The sequence below is a fragment of the Streptomyces sp. NPDC093598 genome (assembly GCF_044764825.1).
Lineage (GTDB): Bacteria > Actinomycetota > Actinomycetes > Streptomycetales > Streptomycetaceae > Streptomyces.
In genome coordinates this window covers 99304-117334 of record NZ_JBIWIV010000014.1, presented here as the reverse complement: position 1 = coordinate 117334, position 18031 = coordinate 99304, and the positions used below count along the sequence as shown (strand labels likewise).

The following is an 18031-nucleotide window of genomic DNA, read 5'->3' as shown; positions in this document are numbered from 1 at the left end:
GGACCGACGTCACAACCTGCGCAACCGCCCCGCGATCCTCCCGACCTCCCCCTCGGCCCCGGAGGCGACGTCGACGACCAGCGCGTAGGCCGCGTCCTGGTCCGTCCCGGCCAGATCGACGCCGTTGAGGGCGAGGAAGGTGGCGGTGGCCAGCCAGGCGGTGCGCTTGTTCCCGTCGACGAGGGGGTGGTTGGCGGCCAAGGCGTGGAGCAGGGCGGCCGCCTGCTCGTACAGGTCGTCGTAGGCGGCCGTGCCGAACATCCGGGCGCGGGGGCGGTGCACGGCGGAGGCGAGCAGCCCGGGAGCGCGCGCCTCGGGCGGCCGCCCGCCGAAGGCGACCTCGGCGATGGCGGTCACCTCGTCGACGGTCAGGTACCGGGTGTCCCCTGTCATTCGCCGAGCCTCCTCAGCAGGTCGGCGTGGTGGCGCGCGAGCCCCTCCGCGACGACGCGCACGCGTGCGCCCTCCTGGCTCAGGTATGCGTGTACGGCGTGCAGCGCCACCTGTTCCGGCGTGCGGCCCTGCGCGTCGGCGAGGTCGTCGAGGGCGGCCCGCAGCGCGGGGTCGAGGGGCAGATCGAGGTGGGACATGCGCAGAGGCTACGGCCGGGTCGTGGAGGAGACGACCGCTTTACGGCCGTCGTTCCCGCAGCCGGGTCGACACCCAGGCCCCGGCCAGCGCCACCACCGCCATCGGCAGGAACACCGCGGTGAAGGCGGCCGGGTGGGAGCCGGAGGTGTGGGTGGCCGTGTGGGTCACCGTGCCGCCGCCCAGCGCGGCGAAGGCGGCGCCGCCGGCGGACAGCAGGACGACGTTGGAGAGGCCGTCGGAGATCTGGAGGGCGGCGGAGTTGGTGCCGGCCTCCTCGGGGGCGGAGAGCTTGAGCAGGAGAACGCTCGTGGAGGAGATCACGAGCCCCATCCCGAAGCAGCCGAAGGCCCAGGCGGCGGCCACGGTCCAGACGGGCACGGAGTCGATCAGCACACTCGGTGCCGTGGCGATGGCCGCGGCCACCAGCAGCATCCCGACCGTGGCCAGCCGCTCCCGGTACGGCTGCACCCGCGACCGCGACTGCACCCACGAGCCCAGCGCCCACGTCCCGCCGCCCGCGGCGAGCGAGAACCCGGCCAGCGTCGGACTGAGCCCGCGCTGCGTGACGAGCATCAGGGGCACGAACGACTCGGCAGCGATGAAGGACCCGGCGGCGACGCCGCGCAGCAGCACGACGGACGGCAGCCCGCGGGCGGCCCGGTACGTGCCGCGCGGGAGCAGCCCGAGCACGGCCGGCACGAGCAGGGCCACTCCCACGGCCCCGGGCAGGAGCGAGAGCGGGCGCAGGTCCTGGGCGGCGTACTGGAGCAGTCCGGCCCCCAGGGAGATGGCCAGGGCGAGCCGGATGCGTCGGCGGTCGAAGGAGGCGGGTGGGTCGTCCGGCGGGGCGGACTGGTCGTCTGCCGGGGCGGGCTGGTCCGTCGTCAGAGCCGCGTCCGCCGTGACAGGCCGGTCGGCGAGGGCGGTCCGTTCCGCGGGAACGGGCAGGCCCGCCGGGGCGGGGTCCGTTTGGGCGGTCGGGTCCGCTTGGGCGGGACTCTGCACCGTGGCGGACTTGGCGGTGGCGGTCCGCCCCGCCGGCCCGGACGCCCGACGCCGTATCTGCGGCAGCGCGAGCGCGAGCGGGAAGACCACGAGCACGGGTATCCCCACGAACACCCACCGCCACCCCAACTGCTCGGTCACCGTGCCGGCGGCGAGAGGGCCGACGATCGACGGCAGCACCCAGCTCGCGGCGAACGCGGCCATGATGGCGGGCCGCAGCCGCTCCGGGTAGGCCCGTCCGACGACGACGTACAACGCGACGATCACCAGCCCGCCGCCGAACCCCTGCACGGCCCGCCCCAGGATGAACACCCACATCGTCCCGGCGGTCCCCGACAGCAGCAGCCCGGCCCCGAAGGAGGCGATGCCCGTCGTCAACGGCCCGAGGGGGCCACGCCGGTCCGACCACTGCCCGGAGAGCACCATCCCGAACAGACTGGTCGTGAAGTACCCGGAGAACGCGAACGCGTACAGGGACACCCCGTCCAGCTCCCGGGCCGCGACAGGCATCGCCGTCCCGACGGCGGTCGCCTCGAAGGCGATGAGCAGCACGACGGAGACGATCCCGACGCTCAACGCCCGGTAGGCCGCTCCCAGCACGCCCTCTTCCCGCTCGGTCACGGAGGGCGGATCGACGGCTTCCTCGACATCGGCATCACGCGGCTTCGGGACGGTCATGCCCGCCAGCGTAAGGTCCACACCTCACGTTGACCCCTGTCCCGAGACGGTCCCGCCCTGAGACCTTGGTCGTAGACCTCTCTTCTCGGCCATCCCTTCCATGAACCGCGTATGGCAGTCACATTGCAGCCCACCCGACACCCTTGAGCCCCACTCCCCCGCCGACCTACGGTCACTACACCGAGTTCACACACGGCCGTGTGCCCGAGCGGTTCAGGGGCTCGCCTGCAAAGCGAGTTACGCGGGTTCGAATCCCGCCACGGCCTCCAGTGTCAGCCCGCCGAGCAGAGGCCGTCGTACGGGCAGAACATGACCCAGGTGTAGTTGTAACCGGTGCGGATGGTCACGGGGTTCGGTGAAAGGCCGTCGTTGACGTAGGACCCTGTGTCGGGTGTGGCGGTGAAGGTGACCGTCGTCCCGACCTCGAAGCTCGCGGTGCACGTCCCGGTCGGGTTCGGCTGCGGGTCATTGGAGGCGTACGGGTCCACGCCTCCTGGTGGCAGTTGATCCCGGCCGGCTGGCTGGTGATGGTGCCGCCGCCCCAGCCGTCGCTGACGTACGCGGACAGTTGAGCGGTGGTCTGGGCCTGGGCCGGGGCTACGGAGGCGATCGCGGCGGCCGTGGCGAGCGCGGTGAGAACTCCTGTCACGCGCCGGACGCCGGTTCTGTTCTTCCTCATGGGAGGCTCCTCGGATCGATCCTCACGTCGGCTGGGCCCTCGCGCGTGTTCGGAAACTCGTGCACAACCCCACGCGCCCCTCAGGTGTCCAGAACATGACCGGTAGCCGATGCTCCGGTCGTCGTGCCTCCGGGCCGACGAGGAATTCCGACGAGGAGAACCACCGTGCACCTCCGCCCCCCGGCAGCCGTCCTGGCTGCTGCCGTGATCGCCGTCGCCGGTCCCGTTGTCGCCGCACCCCTGGCGCACGCGGAGGAGGGTGGGCCCGAGCTGGTCGTGTCGGCCCTGCCGTCCGCGGCTCCCAAGCCGGGTGAGGTGTACGACAAGTCGGTCACCCTCACCAACAAGGGCACGGCCGCCGTGGACGGGATCACCTTCCGGGTCCGTCTGACGCGCGGGCTGGACTTCCCCGAGCAGGTGAAGGGCTGCACCTACTCGACCGTCAGGGACCAGGTCAGGCAGGCGGTTTGTGAACTCGACACGGTCGTCGAGCCCGGTGCCTCCGTCACCACGCCCGTCCGGTTCAAGGCGCTGGGCAAGGCCCTGATGGAGGCCGTCGAGTACGGCACGAGCGCGAGCGGTGACGCTCCGGGCGAGGGTTTCGACGACAGTTACCGTCGGCTCACTCTGACCGCGGACAACACCGCCGATCTCGTCGCCGTCGGTGCGGAGATGGAGGCGCTGGCCGGCGGGGAGCAGTCGGTCACGGCGACCCTGCGCAACGACGGCCCCGGCTGGGTGCAGAACCAGGAGAGCGACGATCTTCCGGGCCTGCTGGTGCAGATCCCGCCGGGCACCGTGGCCGTCGGTGTGCCGAAGGACTGCGCGCCGTTCGGGATCGACGGGCCCAGCGGACCGCAGGGGACCACGGGCAAGCCGAAGTACGTGTGCTGGCCGCAGGACGGGACCCTCGACGTCGGCCAGTCCCTGGCGTACACCTTTACGCTGAAGATCAAGAAGTCCGCGCAGGACACCGAGGGCCAGATCAAGGCGTCGTCCGTCTATGACATCGCCCCGGTGTACGACAAGAACCGCGCCAACAACACCGCCGTGATCAGCATCGACCTGCCGAGCGACTACGAGCCCGGGCCGAGCCCCTCGGACGGTGCCGCCACCGGCGGTTCGGGCAACGGCGGGAAGGGCAACGAGCCGGAGGGCCAGGCGGCCGGCGGTACGGGTGCCTCGGCCTCCCCTTCGGCCACGGCCTCGACCGGCACCACGACCGGTGGCTCCACCGGCACCACGACCGGCAGCACCACCGGCGGCAACCTCGCCACCACCGGCTCCGACGGCACCCCGCTTCTCGCCGGGGCGGCGGCCGCCGCCGCGGTGATCGGTGGCGGGCTGGTGTTCGTCGTACGCCGCCGCAATGCCGCCGAATCCGCTTGACGGCAGAGCCGTCAGAGCACCCCGCCCGCCTCGTCCTGGAAGGCGTCCGTCCAGTAGTGGCGGGCCGATCTGCCCGCGCTCACGCCCGTCGGGTCGACCGTCGACAGGACCTGGAGCATCGTCATGGCCAGTTGGTCGTAGGTGTCGGTCGTCAGCTCGTGGGACGACTGGGCGTCTATCGCGCGCTCGCGGTGCAGGAGCCAGAGGGTGAAGGCGAGGGTCGACACGTCCGTGTTGAGCGGGTACAGCGTCGCCTCGGGTTCGCTCCAGTTGAGGACCGCGCCCGTCGCGCCGTCGATGACCAGGCTGTTGTCCTCGACCAGGTGACCGAGGCGGATCAGGCGGTGGGCCCCGGCGGGAATTTCCGCCGGGGCGTCGCTGTCGGCGTGGTACTCGGCGAGCGTCGCCAGGGGGACGTCCGTGTCCAGGGAGAAGACGTGGGCGTCCTCCGGCAGACCCACCTCGCGCAGGAAGCGGCGGGTCGGCTCGTGCGTGAGGGTCGCGGGGAAGTCGACGTCCTCGAAGCGGGCCACCTTGCCGGGGCCGAACTCCTGGTCCAGGAGGCGGTGCGGGAGGTCCAGGGAGAGGCCGGACGTGCCGCCCCGGCCCGCCACCAGGGACAGGGGGCGGATCAGTGCCGCCATCTTCCAGAACGGGGCCGGTTCGCCGTCCGTGCCGTCGCGGAACACCGCCAGCAGGTGCTGGGACGCCTCCGCCACCGCCTTGGGGCCGTAGCGGCCCGCGTAGGAGGCGAACTGGCCGCGCAGGCCCGCCAGTTCGTCCGTGGCCTCCGCGAAGCGGACCAGTGTCCGCAGGGAGGGGGCCAGGGGGCGGCGGTCCATCAGACCGGGGCGGTCGTGCAGGACGTACGCCGTCGAGATCTCGCCCGTCGCGCCGTCGAGCAGGACCGACTCCGTCTCCAGGCCGCCGGGGCCCAGCAGTCCGCCTATCACCAGCTGCTCGCGCAGCTCCGCCGAGAGGCGGTCGTCCGGGTCGCCCGTCGAGTCGGCGACCGTGCGCAGGCCCTCCCGGCTCAGCTCCGCGAAGCTCAGCACGCCGCTGTCGTTGGGCAGTCCGGGGCCGGTCAGCCAGTGCCGCGTGGACGCGTGCGTCACCCACGGGTCCAGCTCGGACTCGGTCAGGGTGATCACCGCGGAACCGGCGTCGGTCGTACTCATGGGCTCCCCCGCATGTGCTTGCTCACCGTCCCCTGGCGGAGCACGGCAGACCGCCCGGCCCAGCCCGGCAGCCGTTCCCCACTGCTCAGAACAGTACGCCCCACCACTGACAACGCCCCGGAACAGCGACGCGCACCCCGGCCACCACACGCGTCCACCTCACATGACGCTCAGAGCACCCTCGCGCGTTCCCTTTCCGCCAGAATCCCCTCGACCGTCTGCCGCGCCGTCAGTTCCGAGGTGTCGAGCCGGAGTCCGTTGCCAGAGTCCGATGCGTGGGGTCCGGGTGCGCAGGGCACCGTCCAGCGCCTCGACCGTCCAGGCACCGCCGTAACCCCGTCCTCTCGGCCGAGGCCGTGGCCGCCCGGAAGGCTGAGCGGAGGCACCGCGAACTCGGCCGCGGCATACGCGTCCGCCGTGGCCGCGGACGGCCGGTGATTCAGACGCCGTCGGACCCGCACCTCACCGCAGCGCCGGGCACAGACTCGCGTCCGGACACGATCATGCGCCGGAACAGGTCACCCCTGACGTGCGCCGCTTTCGGCGGCGTTCAGCCAGCGCCTGCGCGACCGTCGACCTGCCGGCCGCCATGACACCGGTGACCAGCACGACGCCGTCCATACGAGCGGTCAGGCCCGTTCGGTGACCACCGCGGCCTGTGGACGGATCGGGAGCCGGTTCACCGGGCGGCCCGTCGCGGCGCGGACGGCGGACGCGACGGCCGCCGGGGATGCCACCACCGGCACCGCGCTGACCGCCTTGGCCCCGAAGGGGGCGACCACGTCCCGTTCCTCGACCAGCCGGACGATGCGGATGTCGGGCGCGTCGAGGGCGGTCGGGAGGGCGTAGCCGGTCAGGTCGGGGTGGCGGATCAGGCCGCGTGGCGTGCGGAGGTTCTCCGTGAGCGCGATGCCCACGCCCTGGGTCACACCCGCCTCGATCCGGGCGGTGAGCTGGGCCGGGTTCAGCACCCGCCCCACGTCCTGGGCGACGGCCAGTTCCACGACCCGTACGGAACCGATCTCGATGTCCACGTCCACCACCGCGCGGATCGCGCAGAAGGCCATGCCCACGAACGCGTCACCCTGACCGGTCTCGTCGAGCGGCTCGGTCGGGTGCGGGCGGCACTGGGCGGTGGCCCACAGTTCCTTGCCGTCCAGCGCCTCGGTGACGGTCGTGGAGAGGACCCCGTCGTACGACGTGATCTTGCCGTCGGTGATCTGGAGCAGCTCCGTCGACATGCCGAACTTGTGGGCGAGCGGCTGGAGGAGCTGGGTGCGGACCATCTTGGCCGCGCGCTCCACCGCGCCGCCCGAGACCCAGGTGTGCCGGCCGCGGCAGCCCGCGCCCGCGGGGGGCTGGTCGGTGTCGACCGGTGCCACGTGCACCTCGTCGATGCCGAGCGTCTCCTGGACGATCTGCCGGGCCAGCGTCGTGAAGCCCTGCCCGGTCTCGACGGCCGCGCACAGCACCGTCGCGACACCGTCGTGGACCTTCACGGTCGCCGTGGAGACCTCGTCCGCGCCCTCGGCACCGAGCATGTGCACCATGCCGACGCCGTAGCCCACGCCCCGGCGCACCGCGCCCGGTTCACCCGCGCCCTCGGGTCCGCCGGGCAGCAGCCACTCGTCCTCGGGCGTGTCCTTGGGCAGCGGCGGCAGCGGGAAGTCCTGTACGGCCTGGAGCAGTTCGGCGACGGGGGCCGGGCAGGTCACGGTCTGGCCGGTCGGAAGCACGTCGCCCGTCGCCAGGGCGTTGCGCAGCCGCACCTCGGCCGGGTCGATGCCGAGCTTCTTGGCGATCTTGTCCATCTGCGCCTCGTAGGCGGCGCAGACCTGCATGGCGCCTTCACCGCGTACGTGGCCGGACGGGGGGTTGTTGGTGCGTACGGCCCAGCCCTCGATGAAGGCGTTCGGGACGACGTAGGGGCCGCAGGCGAACGCGACGGCGGCGGCCAGGGCCTCGGAGGAGGTGTCGGCGTAGGCGCCCGCGTCGAGCAGGATCTGCGCCTCGACCTTGACGAGTCTGCCCTCGGCGTCGGCGTGGTGGCGGTAGCGCAGCAGGGTGGGGTGCCGGTGGACGTGGCCGAGGAAGGACTCCTCGCGCGTGGCGGTGAGTTTCACCGGGCAGCCGGTGCGCAGCGCCAGCAGGCCGAGCGGGAGCTGGAAGCTCTGGTCCTCGCGGTCGGCGGTGGCGCCGGGGACGCCGGTGACGACGACCTTGACGCGCTCGGGTTCCAGGCCGAACGCGGCGGCGGCCGCGTCCCGGTCGGCGTGCGGGTCGGTCGAGGCGAGGTACAGCTCCACCCCGCCGTCCGGGCGCGGCACGGCCAGGCCCGCCTCGGCGCCGATGGGCGCGGGGTCCTGGCGGCCGATGCGGTACAGGCCCTCGACGACGATCTCACCGGCCGCCTCCGGGTCGCCGTGGCGCAGCGGGATGTGCCGGATCAGGTTGCCGTCGGGGTGCAGCGGCTCGGCTTCGAAGGCCTGCTCCGGGTCGGTCACCGGGTCGAGCACCTCGTACTCGACGATGACGGCGGCGGCCGCCATGCGCGCGGTGTCCGGGTGGTCGGCGGCGACGGCGGCGATGGGCTCGCCGTGGTGGCGCACGACGTCGGAGGCGAAGACCGGCCGGTCGGCCTTGCCGCGGCCGTGCAACGGGCTGCCGGGGATGTCCTCGTGGGTGACCACGGCGCGGACGCCGGGCATCTCGCGCGCGTGGGTGGTGTCGATGGACAGGATGCGCGCGTGCGGGTGCGGTGAGCGCAGCACGGCCGCCCACAGCAGGCCCTCGGCCCACAGGTCGGCGGCGTACGGGAAGGTGCCCTCCGTCTTGGCGCGGGCGTCGGTGGGCGGGAGCGAGGCACCGATGCCGTGCGGAAGCGGTTCCGGGGCGGGGGCGGCCTCCGCGGCCTGTGCGGCCTGGGCGGTGGCTGCTTCGTTGCTCACGCGGGGCCTCCGTCCTGGCCGTAGGGCTGGTCATGCGGTTCCGGGGGGTGCGGGGTGTGCGGTTCCGGGGGCGCTCCGAAGGCCGACGCGTTCACGCCACCGGCGCCCGGGCCCGCCTGGTGCGGGATGCGGGCCTCGTGGGTGTCGCCGTCGGCGGGCGCGGAGTGGGCCTCGCGTTCGGCGACGACTTCCTTGACGGCGTCCACCACGCCCCGGTAGCCGGAGCAGCGGCACAGGTTGCCGCACAGCGCCTGGCGGGTCTCCAGCTCGGTGGGCGCCGGGTTGCCCTCCAGGAGGTCGTGCACGGTCATCGCCATGCCGGGGACGCAGAAGCCGCACTGCACGGCGCCGCAGCGGGCGAGTGCCCGCTGCACGTCCGACGGCTGCCCGTCCTCGGCGAGACCCTCGACGGTACGGACCTCGCTGCCGGCGGCGGTCACGGCCGGAACCAGGCAGGACGCCACGAGCCGTCCGTCGACCTGGACGTTGCACGCGCCGCACTCGCCCTGCGAGCAGCCGTCCTTGGCGCCCGCGAGTCCGAGCCGCTCACGCAGCACGTACAGCAGGGACTCGCCGATCCACGCGTCGGAGACGGGGCGGTCGGTGCCGTTGACGCGCAGGACGTAGGAGGCGAGGGGGTGTTCCTCCTGGGGGGCGGCACCGGACGGGGCGTCCGGGGTGCCGGCCGGGTCGGTCGCCGGGTCCTCGTCCGGCGCCGGGCCGTCCTGCGCCGCACCGTCGGCGGTCTCCGCGCCGGTGTCTGCGTCCGCCTCAGCCGGGGCCGACGGAGGACCGGCAGCGGGCTCGGAAGGGCCGTCAGCGCCCTCTGGGGCCCCTGGGGCGTCCTCGGCGGGCTCACCGGCTTCGGGAGCCCCCTGTGAGGCTCCCTGGGCGTCCTGCAAGGGCGCGACGGCTTCCGGGTGCGCCTCGGGCGTGGGTTCCCCGGAGAACTCGCCGGGGGCCTCGGCGTACGGCTGCTCGGGCGCGTGAGCGGCGGGCATCGGGTGACCGGCGGGGCCGGACGCCTCCGGCCCGTGCCCGGGGAAGTCGGCGGGCTGCGGCCCGTGGTCGGCGAACTCGGCGACCTCCGGCCCGTGGTCGGCGAACTCGGCGGGCTCCGTCCCGTGCGTGGGGAAGTCAGCCGCCTCCGGCCCGTGGTCGCCGAAACGGGACGGCTCCGCCGTGGGACCGGCCGCCCCGGGCTCCTCCGGCGCGTAGTCCGACGGCTGGGGTGCGTGACCGGCGCCGGGCGTCTCCGGCCCGTGACCGGCGGTCCCGGACGGCTCCGGCGCATGGCCGGACTCCCCGGGCAGGTGGTCAGGGCCGCTGTCCTCGTGAACCCCCGGCGCGTGGGCGTCCTGCGGGTGTGCGGGTCCCGCCTCCTGCGGGAGCGGCCCGGTGGTCTGCTGCTCCGGTGCGTATCCGGAGGCCGGTCCGGCGTCGCCCTGCTGCCCGTGCCCGTGCCCGTGCTCGTGGCCCTGTGCGTGCCCGTGCTCGTGGGGGTAGCCCGGCTGCTCCTGCCCCGCCGTGTCCTGAAGGGCCTGCTGCCCCCACGGCCGGCCCGCGGCCTGCGTCGCCCAGGGCGCGGGCGCGCCGCCCGGCAGGGTGGCCGGCGGGGTGCCGCCCCACTGCTCGACCAGCGAGGACGTGGTGAACTCGCCCGACTCGTCCGGAAGGTCGCCCCCGGCGACGGGGATGGACCATTGCCCGGTCACGTCATGGCCGGGCGCGGCGTCGGCCGCCGCGGCCTCCTCGAAGTTCCACTGCCCGGTCGCTCCCGGGTGGTACGTGAACCGGTCGTCCCCGCTGTGCTGCCCCGCCCCCGCGTCGGAGCCGTAGGGCGTCCCGGGGTCGTACGGGGAGTCCGAGCCGTACGGCTGCTCGGGCACGTCGTGACCGTGCTGCTGGTGCGCGCCGTGCTCGTGACCGTGCTGCTGGTGCCCGGCGTTCGGATCGTGCCACTGCGCCCCGTCGACCGGCGCGCCCGGCACCGGCCACGCGCCCGTGGCCGCCGGGTCGGTGCCGGCCGTCATCGCGGGGCTGACCGTTATCTGCGGCGGCACGTAGCCGTGGCCGGGCGCGGCGAGGGGGCTGTCGGCGGCCAGCAGGGCGTCGACGCCCCCCTCGGGGAGTTCGACGAAGGCCGTGGCGCCGTCGTCGTACTCGCCCTGGGGCAGCGGGTCCCAGCGGCTGCCGCCCCGGGGCGTGCCCTCTCCGTGCTGGTCGTCGGTCACGACAGCGCCCTCCCCAGTGCTCGTCGGGCCAGCGCGGCGACGGTGCGCCGCAGGTGCAGTACGGCGGGCGGAAGCTGCGCGACCGAGCCGTCCTCGGCCGGCGCCGCGTCGGGGATGCAGGCCGCGGCGACGTACTCCCCGAAGGCGCTCAGCGCCTCGGGCACCAGCGCGCGGTTGTTGTCCCAGTCGATGAGGCCGGCGACCCACTGTTCGGCCTCCAGGGGCCGCAGCGGCATCGGCGCAATGGCGCCCACCGCGCAGCGCACGCCCCGGCGCGCGGGGTCCAGGACCAGGGCCACGGACGCCATCGCACGCCCTGGACCGGTCCGGCCGGTCGCCTTCAGGAAGACCTGCGGGGCGTGCAGCAGCGGCACGCGCACGTAGCCGATGAGTTCGCCGGCGCGCAGCATGTCCATCCCGGCCAGCAGGTGCGACACGGGGATCTCCCGGCGGGCTCCGCCCGGGCCCGCGATGATCAGTGTCGCCTCCAGGGCGGCCAGCACCGGCAGCGCGTCCCCGGTGGGGGCGGCCGAGGCGATGTTGCCGCCCAGGGTGCCCGCGTTGCGGATGTGCGGCGGGCCCGCGGCGCGCGCGGCGGCGGCGAGCGCCGGGATCAGGGCCGCGAAGTCGGGGCGGCCCATGCGCGCGTGCGTGAGGCCCGCGCCGAGCAGCGCGTGACCGTCCAGGTACTGCCAGCCGCGGATCTCGCTGATCCGGCCGAGTCCTACCAGTGCGGCGGGCCTGAGCTGCCCGGAGTTGACGGCGGCCATCAGGTCGGTGCCACCCGCGACGGGCACGGCGGCGGGCACGGCGGCGAGTGCCGCCACGGCCTCGTCCAGCGTCGTGGGCAGCGTGACGGCCTGCGCCGCCTGCGGTGCGTGCGTGGTCAAACCGGCTGCCCCTTCCCGCTGCCCCACCTGGTCCCACCTGTGCTGCCGTACGGTACGTGCTGACAGGGCGGACGTGGCAACTCTGGCACATCTTGGCGAGAGCCGAAGACACGGGTCCGCTAGGAGGCATTCGCCCACCTCACCGGCGAGATGGTCCGTTTTCGCACAGCTTCACCGGTGCATACCGATTGGCACTTTCGGTGACCCTTGTGCGCTTTTTCCGTGGCCTGTTCGAGCTGTTCGGTAGCGGCAGGCGGTGCTACCGGCTGGGCGGCGGGCCGTCGATCGGGCGGCCCAGGACCCCGGGGCGCTGCTGCCAGGGCAGCGGGCCCGTGGGGGGCCGGTAGGCGACGCCCAGGGCGTCGAGCCGCCGGTAGTGGGCGGCCATACGGCGCTCGAAGCCGGCGAAGTCCCGTTCCGCCGGGGCCGGCAGCGCGCTCCAGGCGACCTCGGCGAAGGCCGCGAGGCGGGGGAACGCCTGGTAGTCCACGCGCGCCTGGTCCTCCATCACCTCGGTCCACAGGTTGGCCTGAGTGCCCAGTACGTGCCGGGCCTCCTCGGGCGTCAGCTCCGGCGGCACCGGCTCGAACCGGTAGACGTCCTCCAGGGTGCGCACCCACCCGATCGGTACCGGCTCCTCGGGGCCCGGGTCCTGACGGTGGTCCAGGTACACCTGCTGCTCGGGGCACATGACGACGTCGTGGCCGGCCCGGGCGGCGGCGATGCCCCCGGCGTAGCCCCGCCAGGAGGACACGGCGGCGCCCTCCGCCAGGCCGCCCTCCAGGATCTCGTCCCAGCCGATCAGCCGGCGCCCGCGCGCGGAGAGCCACGCGTCGAAGTGCCCGATGAACCAGGACTGGAGCTCGTTCTCGTCCGCGAGCCCGAGTTCCCTGATGCGCGCCTGGGCGGTCGCGGAGCGGCGCCACTGGTCCTTGGGGCATTCGTCGCCGCCGACGTGGACGAACTCCGAGGGGAACAGCTCCAGTACTTCCTCGAAGACGCCCTCGTAGAAGCGCAGGGTGGTGTCAGTGGGGGCGAGTACGTTCGGGTTGATTCCCCAGGTGTCCCAGACGGTGAGGGTGGTCGTGTCGATGACATCGGTGTTGCCGAGTTCCGGGTACGCGGCGATGGCGGCCTGCGAGTGGCCGGGCACGTCGATTTCGGGGACGACGGTGATATGCCGCTCGGCGGCGTAGGCGACGATCTCCCGGATGTCGTCCCGGGTGTAGTAGCCGCCGTGCGGCTTGTCCTCCCACAACGGCGAGGCCCGGTGGCCGGTTTTCGTACGGGCGCGCCAGGAGCCGATCACGGTCAGCCGCGGATGCCGCTCGATCTCGACGCGCCAGCCCTGGTCGTCCGTCAGATGGAAGTGGAAGACGTTGAGTTTGTGCGCCGCCATCAGATCGAGGTAACGCAGCACGCCTTCCTTGGGCATGAAGTGCCGGGCGACGTCGAGCATCATGCCCCGCCAGCGGAATCGGGGGGCGTCCTCGATCGTCAGGTACGGCACGGCCCGGGCGCGGTCGCCGCCGAGCGGGGCTTTGCGGAACGCGTCGGGGCCGAGAAGCTGCCGCAGGGTCTGGGCACCCCAGAAGACACCGGCCGCGCTTCCGCCCTCGATGAGGACGCCGTTACGGTCGCTGACGAGGCGGTACTCCTCGGGGCTGAGTCCGGGGTCGAGTTGGAGCCCGATGCCGTCGCCGCCCGCGTCGTCGAGTTCCCGCCCCTCGCGGAGCGGCAGACCGGTGGCCTGCCGGAGGACGGTGCGCAGCCAGTGGCCGACGCCCTCCGTCCCGGTGTCGGCGTAGAGCCGGGAGTGCGCCGTCAGCCGCACCTCGCCGGTGGCGTCGGCGACGACGCTGCGGGGCTCCGGAACCAGTTCGGTCACGTCAGTCCTTCACCGCTCCGCCCAGTCCGGAGACCAGGCGCCGCTGTACGAGTACGAAGAAGACCAGGACCGGAATGGTCATCACCGTGGAGGCGGCCATGACTCCGCCCCAGTCCGGGTCGTCGGGCTTGTAGAAGACGAGCAGGGCCATCGGCAGCGTCGACTGCGACGTGTCACTGATGATGAACGACTTGGCGAACAGGAAGTCGTTCCAGGCGGAGATGAACGAAAACACGCTGGTGGCCACGAGACCCGGCAGGACGAGCGGGAAAAGAATCTGCCAGAGGAATCGCGCCCGGGTCGCCCCGTCGATGTACGCGGCCTCCTCCAGCGCCTCGGGAACGGCTTTCACGAACCCCCGCAGCATCCAGATCGCGAAGGGCAGCGAGAAGGCGATGTGAGGCAGGATCAGCGAGCCCAGCGTGTTCAGCTGACCGGCGTCCCGCATGAGGAAGAACAGGGGGATCGTGAGGGCTTCCACGGGCACCATCTGGGCCACCAGAAACATGATCAGAAGCGTGGTCCGGAGGCGGAACCGGAATCGGGTCACGGCGGTCGCGGCGAGAAACGCGATGAGCGCGGAGGCGATCACGACAGAGCCCGCGACGACGAGGCTGTTGAGGAAGTACCGGCCGAATTCCTGCTGCCCGAAGACGCGCCGGAAGGAATCCAGGGAAGGCGCGAGCGTCCACGGCCTGGGTTCGGCGGACTCGATCTCCCCGGCCGGTTTGAAGGCGCTGAGCACCATCCAATACAGAGGGAAGGCCACGACGACCGCGATCAGCAGGGCGGAAGCCTCGGCGGCCAGCCGCCCCGGGCGGCGCACACGGACGCGTAGCGGATTCACAGTTCCTCCCCCTGCCGGTGCAGCAGCCGCAGGTACACCAGCGTGACGGCGAGCAGGATCAGCAGCATCACGACGCCGATCGCGGAGCCGAGGCCGTACTGCGACGACGCGAACGCCTGCTGGTAGGCGTAGACGTTCAGGACCAGGTTCTGGCCGGCGATGCCGCCGCCGTTCGTCATGACGTAGATCTGCGTGAAGACCTTGAAGTCCCAGATGACCGACTGGATGGTGACGACGACGAGGATCGGCCGGAGCATCGGGGCGAGCACGGACCGCCAGATCCGCCACTGCGAGGCACCGTCCAGGGAGGCGGCCTCCAGCACTTCGCCGGGTACGGCACGGATCCCCGCGTAGACGGTCACCATCACGAACGGGAAGGAGCACCAGACCACTTCGAGCAGCACCAGGAAGAAGGCGCTGAGCCGGCCATAGGTCCACGAGTGGTCGCCGAGGCCCAGCACCCGGTTCACCGGGCCGAAGTCCGGGTCGAAGAGGAACAGCCACACCGTGGAGCCGGTCACGGCCGGGGTCGCCCACGCGCCCAGGGCGGCCAGCATCAGCGCGAGCCGCGGTACGGCCCGGACGCGGGTGAGGAGTACGGCGAGTGCGCAGCCGACCGCGAGTGTGGAGACGACACAGGCCGCCGCGAACAGCACGGTGGCGAGCAGCACCTGCCAGAACTGCGGGTCCCCGATCAGCTCGGCGTAGTTCCCGAAGCCCTCGAAGGTGGTCGGCTCCCCGCCGCTGACCTGCGCCTGGGTGTACTGGAAGAAGGAGATCAGCCCGAGCTGGTAGATCGGGTAGACGAGCAGCCCCCCGAGCACGACGAGCGCGGGCCCGAGATACAGCCAGGGCGTCCAGCCGCCTACCGCGAGCGGAGACCTGTAGGGCAGGTCTCGACGCGAACCGGACCGACCGCTCCGCTTCCCGCGCACGTCTTCGGTCGAGGGCCGGCTCTCCGCACACCCGCCGTGCCGACTGCGGTCCTCGGCGGAACCGTCCCGGGCCGTCCCAGCCGGGGCCCCCTCGGGCGCGGTGACACTCGCGAACGCGGACGCCGGAGCAGACCCCGGACCGCTGCCGTGCGGCCGGAGTGCGGCCCGTGCTGGGGCCGTCCCCGCGGCGGCGGCTCCCCCTGCACCGGTTTCACTCGCGTCCACCCCGGTGTCGGCCGCGTCGCTCCCGGCCGGTCCGGCCCCTGCCGCAGCGCCTCCGGTCCCCACCGGGTCGGCCCCCGCCGCTCCGGTTCCCACCGGGTCGGCTCCCGCCGCCTCCGTGCGGTCGTTCACCCGGCTCACCCCGCGGAGCCGAACGCCGTGTTCATCTTCTTCGCGGCGTCCTCGGAGGCCTTCGCGACGTCCTTCCTGCCGCTGATGATCTCCTGGAACATCGTCGGCAGGACCAGCGAGGAGTCGATCTGGGCCCAAGCGGGAGACGCGGGGACGAACTTGGTGCCGGCGGAGAGGGTCCGCACGAAGGGCTTCACGAACGGCTCCTGCTGCGCGACCTGCTGCCGGACGTCCCTGAAGGTCGGCAGGAAGCCCATCGCGTCGAAGAGTTCGCTCTGCGTCCTCTTCGAGGCGAGCCGCTCCATCAGCTGGACGGCGAGCGTGCGGTGGGACGTGCTCTTCAGGACACCGATGTTGTTGCCGCCCGCGAAGGCGGGAGCGATCGAGCCGGGCTTCACACCGGGCAGCGGGACGACGGCGTACTTGCCCTTGACCTTTCCGGCCTCGACGGCGGTGTGGCTGAAGTCGCCGCCGATCGCCATGCCCGCCTTCCCTGCGGCGAACGCGGAGATCGTGTCGTTGCCGCCCATGCCCGCGCACTTGGCGGCCGGGCAGTTGTCGTCGCCGAAGAGGGACGTGTAGGCCTTGATGCCCTTGCGGGCCTCCGGGCTGTCGATGCCGGACGCGTACGACCCGCCCTTGCCGCTCGCGAGTTCACCGCCGTTGGCCCACACGAACGGCATCGCGCCGTAGGTGTAGGCGCCGCCGACCACCAGCCCGTACAGCTCGGGCTTCGCGGCGCGTATCGCTCGGGCCGTGGAGGCGAGTTCGCCCATCGTTCTCGGGACGGAGAGGCCGAGTTCCTTGAACACGTCCGTGCGGTAGTACAGGGCGCGGACACCGACGTAGAACGGGGCGCCGTAGAGCTTGCCGTCCACCGTCACCGACTGCTTCGCCGTGGGGTCGGTGTCCTTCGCCTCGCTCCAGTCGCCGAACTCCTTCGTGACGTCGAGGAGTCCGCCGTCCTTCACATAGCCGGCCGTGTCGGTGTTGCCGTACTCCATCACGTCGGGAGCGGAGGCGGGGTCGTTGAAGGCGGCTTTGACGCGCTGGGCGCGGGTGTCGATGGGGATGTACTCGACGCTGACCTCGGTGCCCTGGTGGGCCTTCTCGAAGTCGGCGACGACCGAGTCGACGACCTTCTCCTTGGGGGCGTTGCCGACCTCCTGGAAGAGCCACACGCGCAGCGTGCCGGTCTTCTCGTCCTTGTCGGAGGAGGAGTTCGAGGAGGTCTGGGGCGCGCAGGCGGTGGCCAGGAGGGCGGCGAGCGCGGTGAGCCCTGCGCATCGGACGGACAGCTTCATGGAGTGCTCCTCCGAGGGAGTGTTGCAACATGCGCAATGAAGGTTTCGCTGTGCACAACACCCCGGAGGTTAGGGACTGCATGAACACGCCCACAAGAGGTCTCAACCACTCTGTGACCGGCAGACGCACCCCGTGCAACGCCCGGACAGCACAAAGGCCCCCAGGGCGCGCAAAACGCGCCCTGGGGGCCTTACGCCGAGGAGGCCGGGGCTACTTGTCGCCCTTGCCCTTGTCGTCGCCGCCGCCGGAGCCCATGGACTCGTAGATCTCCTTGCACATGGGACACACCGGGTACTTCTTCGGATCGCGGCCCGGCACCCAGACCTTGCCGCACAGCGCCACGACGGGGGTGCCGTCGAGCGCGCTCGCCATGATCTTGTCCTTCTGGACGTAATGGGCGAAGCGCTCGTGGTCACCGTCACCGGAGGAGGTCTGCGGCGTCGGCTCTACGAGGGTCCCCGTACCAGTCCCGCGCTCGGGCTCGAGAGTGCTCATAGGCCCAAGGGTACTGAAGCTCACCCGCATCAGTTGAGCGAAGGGTCGTCCGGGTACGTCGCCACCATCGCCAGCTCGTTGCGCTGGCGGCGCAGCACCTCGCGCCAGAGCCGCTCGGGAGACGGGGAGGAGACATCGCCGGGCTCCGACTCGACGACGTACCACGCGCCGTCCACCAGCTCGTCCTCCAGCTGGCCCGGGCCCCAGCCGGCGTATCCGGCGAAGATGCGCAGGGAGCCGAGGGCGGAGGCCAGCAGCTCCGGCGGGGCCTCCAGATCGACCAGACCGATCGCGCCGTGCACCCGGCGCCAGCCCAGCGGGGCGGCCTCGCCCGACGCACCGCCGGGGACGACCGCGACTCCGAGAGCGGAGTCCAGGGACACCGGACCGCCCTGGAACACGACACCGGGTTCCACGGCGAGATCCCCCCAGCCCTCCAGGATGTCGCCCACGTCCACCGGGGTCGGGCGGTTGAGGACGACACCGAGGGAGCCCTCCTCGTCGTGGTCGAGGAGCAGCACCACCGCACGGTCGAAGTTCGGGTCCGCCAGGGCGGGGGTGGCCACGAGCAACCGCCCTGTGAGCGAGGACACCTCGGTCATGGCAGACATGATC

Annotated in this window: 15 protein-coding genes, 1 tRNA gene and 1 pseudogene; 2 read left to right on the top strand and 15 right to left on the bottom strand. The window is 72.5% G+C overall.

The window, feature by feature from the left end; all coding sequences use genetic code 11:
• Positions 1-9 precede the first annotated feature (9 nt).
• From ACIRDU_RS30585 to ACIRDU_RS30575, 3 genes are read right to left on the bottom strand one after another with little or no spacing between them, the layout of a single operon-like run.
• Positions 10-393, bottom strand: a complete 384-nt coding sequence (locus ACIRDU_RS30585; RefSeq protein WP_403585375.1) for a type II toxin-antitoxin system death-on-curing family toxin — start codon at positions 391-393, stop codon at positions 10-12.
• Positions 390-590 carry a CopG family ribbon-helix-helix protein gene (locus ACIRDU_RS30580; RefSeq protein ID WP_403585372.1) on the bottom strand — a complete coding sequence of 67 codons (201 nt, stop codon included), beginning with the start codon at positions 588-590 and terminating at the stop codon, positions 390-392. The genes ACIRDU_RS30585 and ACIRDU_RS30580 overlap by 4 nt, the downstream gene beginning before the upstream one ends.
• Before the next feature lie 40 nt (positions 591-630).
• Positions 631-2274, bottom strand: coding sequence for an MFS transporter (locus tag ACIRDU_RS30575; protein ID WP_403585370.1), 1644 nt, complete (start codon positions 2272-2274; stop codon positions 631-633).
• A gap of 194 nt (positions 2275-2468) precedes the next feature.
• Between ACIRDU_RS30575 and ACIRDU_RS30570 the strand changes: the two genes are divergently transcribed.
• A tRNA-Cys gene (locus tag ACIRDU_RS30570) sits at positions 2469-2543 on the top strand.
• 3 nt (positions 2544-2546) lie between these two features.
• Here ACIRDU_RS30570 and ACIRDU_RS30565 read toward each other — a convergent pair.
• Entirely contained in the window at positions 2547-2762 is a 216-nt protein-coding gene (locus ACIRDU_RS30565) for a hypothetical protein (RefSeq protein ID WP_403585368.1), read from the bottom strand.
• Between the two features lie 356 nt (positions 2763-3118).
• Here ACIRDU_RS30565 and ACIRDU_RS30560 point away from each other — a divergent pair, with 356 nt between their 5' ends.
• The gene (locus ACIRDU_RS30560) at positions 3119-4342 is read left to right on the top strand and encodes an LAETG motif-containing sortase-dependent surface protein (RefSeq protein WP_403585366.1); all 1224 of its coding nucleotides are present in this window, start codon (positions 3119-3121) and stop codon (positions 4340-4342) included.
• 11 nt (positions 4343-4353) lie between these two features.
• Here the strand turns inward: ACIRDU_RS30560 and ACIRDU_RS30555 are convergent, their stop codons facing one another.
• From ACIRDU_RS30555 to ACIRDU_RS30505, 11 genes and pseudogenes are all read right to left on the bottom strand, one after another.
• Positions 4354-5520, bottom strand: coding sequence for an SUKH-4 family immunity protein (locus ACIRDU_RS30555; protein WP_403585363.1), 1167 nt, complete (start codon positions 5518-5520; stop codon positions 4354-4356).
• Positions 5521-5690: 170 nt separating this feature from the next.
• Positions 5691-6141 (bottom strand): annotated as a pseudogene (locus ACIRDU_RS30550) (phosphotransferase).
• 8 nt (positions 6142-6149) lie between these two features.
• Complete coding sequence (locus tag ACIRDU_RS30545) at positions 6150-8468, bottom strand: xanthine dehydrogenase family protein molybdopterin-binding subunit (protein ID WP_403585361.1); 2319 nt, start codon at positions 8466-8468, stop codon at positions 6150-6152.
• Positions 8465-10702 (bottom strand): 2Fe-2S iron-sulfur cluster-binding protein, encoded by a 2238-nt coding sequence (locus ACIRDU_RS30540; protein WP_403585359.1) that lies wholly within the window; start codon positions 10700-10702, stop codon positions 8465-8467. Before ACIRDU_RS30540 ends, ACIRDU_RS30545 begins: the two co-directional genes overlap by 4 nt.
• The gene (locus ACIRDU_RS30535; protein ID WP_403585356.1) at positions 10699-11592 is read right to left on the bottom strand and encodes an FAD binding domain-containing protein; all 894 of its coding nucleotides are present in this window, start codon (positions 11590-11592) and stop codon (positions 10699-10701) included. The genes ACIRDU_RS30540 and ACIRDU_RS30535 overlap by 4 nt, the downstream gene beginning before the upstream one ends.
• Before the next feature lie 259 nt (positions 11593-11851).
• Positions 11852-13480 (bottom strand): beta-N-acetylhexosaminidase, encoded by a 1629-nt coding sequence (locus tag ACIRDU_RS30530; protein ID WP_403585353.1) that lies wholly within the window; start codon positions 13478-13480, stop codon positions 11852-11854.
• 1 nt (position 13481) lies between these two features.
• Positions 13482-14327 (bottom strand): carbohydrate ABC transporter permease, encoded by an 846-nt coding sequence (locus tag ACIRDU_RS30525; protein WP_403585350.1) that lies wholly within the window; start codon positions 14325-14327, stop codon positions 13482-13484.
• Positions 14324-15220, bottom strand: coding sequence for a carbohydrate ABC transporter permease (locus ACIRDU_RS30520; RefSeq protein ID WP_403585562.1), 897 nt, complete (start codon positions 15218-15220; stop codon positions 14324-14326). The genes ACIRDU_RS30525 and ACIRDU_RS30520 overlap by 4 nt, the downstream gene beginning before the upstream one ends.
• 401 nt (positions 15221-15621) lie before the next feature.
• Positions 15622-16920, bottom strand: a complete 1299-nt coding sequence (locus tag ACIRDU_RS30515) for an extracellular solute-binding protein (protein ID WP_403585348.1) — start codon at positions 16918-16920, stop codon at positions 15622-15624.
• A 211-nt stretch (positions 16921-17131) separates the two neighbouring features.
• Positions 17132-17416 (bottom strand): DUF3039 domain-containing protein, encoded by a 285-nt coding sequence (locus ACIRDU_RS30510; protein WP_369196426.1) that lies wholly within the window; start codon positions 17414-17416, stop codon positions 17132-17134.
• 29 nt (positions 17417-17445) lie between these two features.
• Positions 17446-18018, bottom strand: coding sequence for a YqgE/AlgH family protein (locus tag ACIRDU_RS30505; protein ID WP_031113139.1), 573 nt, complete (start codon positions 18016-18018; stop codon positions 17446-17448).
• Between the last annotated feature and the right edge of the window lie 13 nt (positions 18019-18031).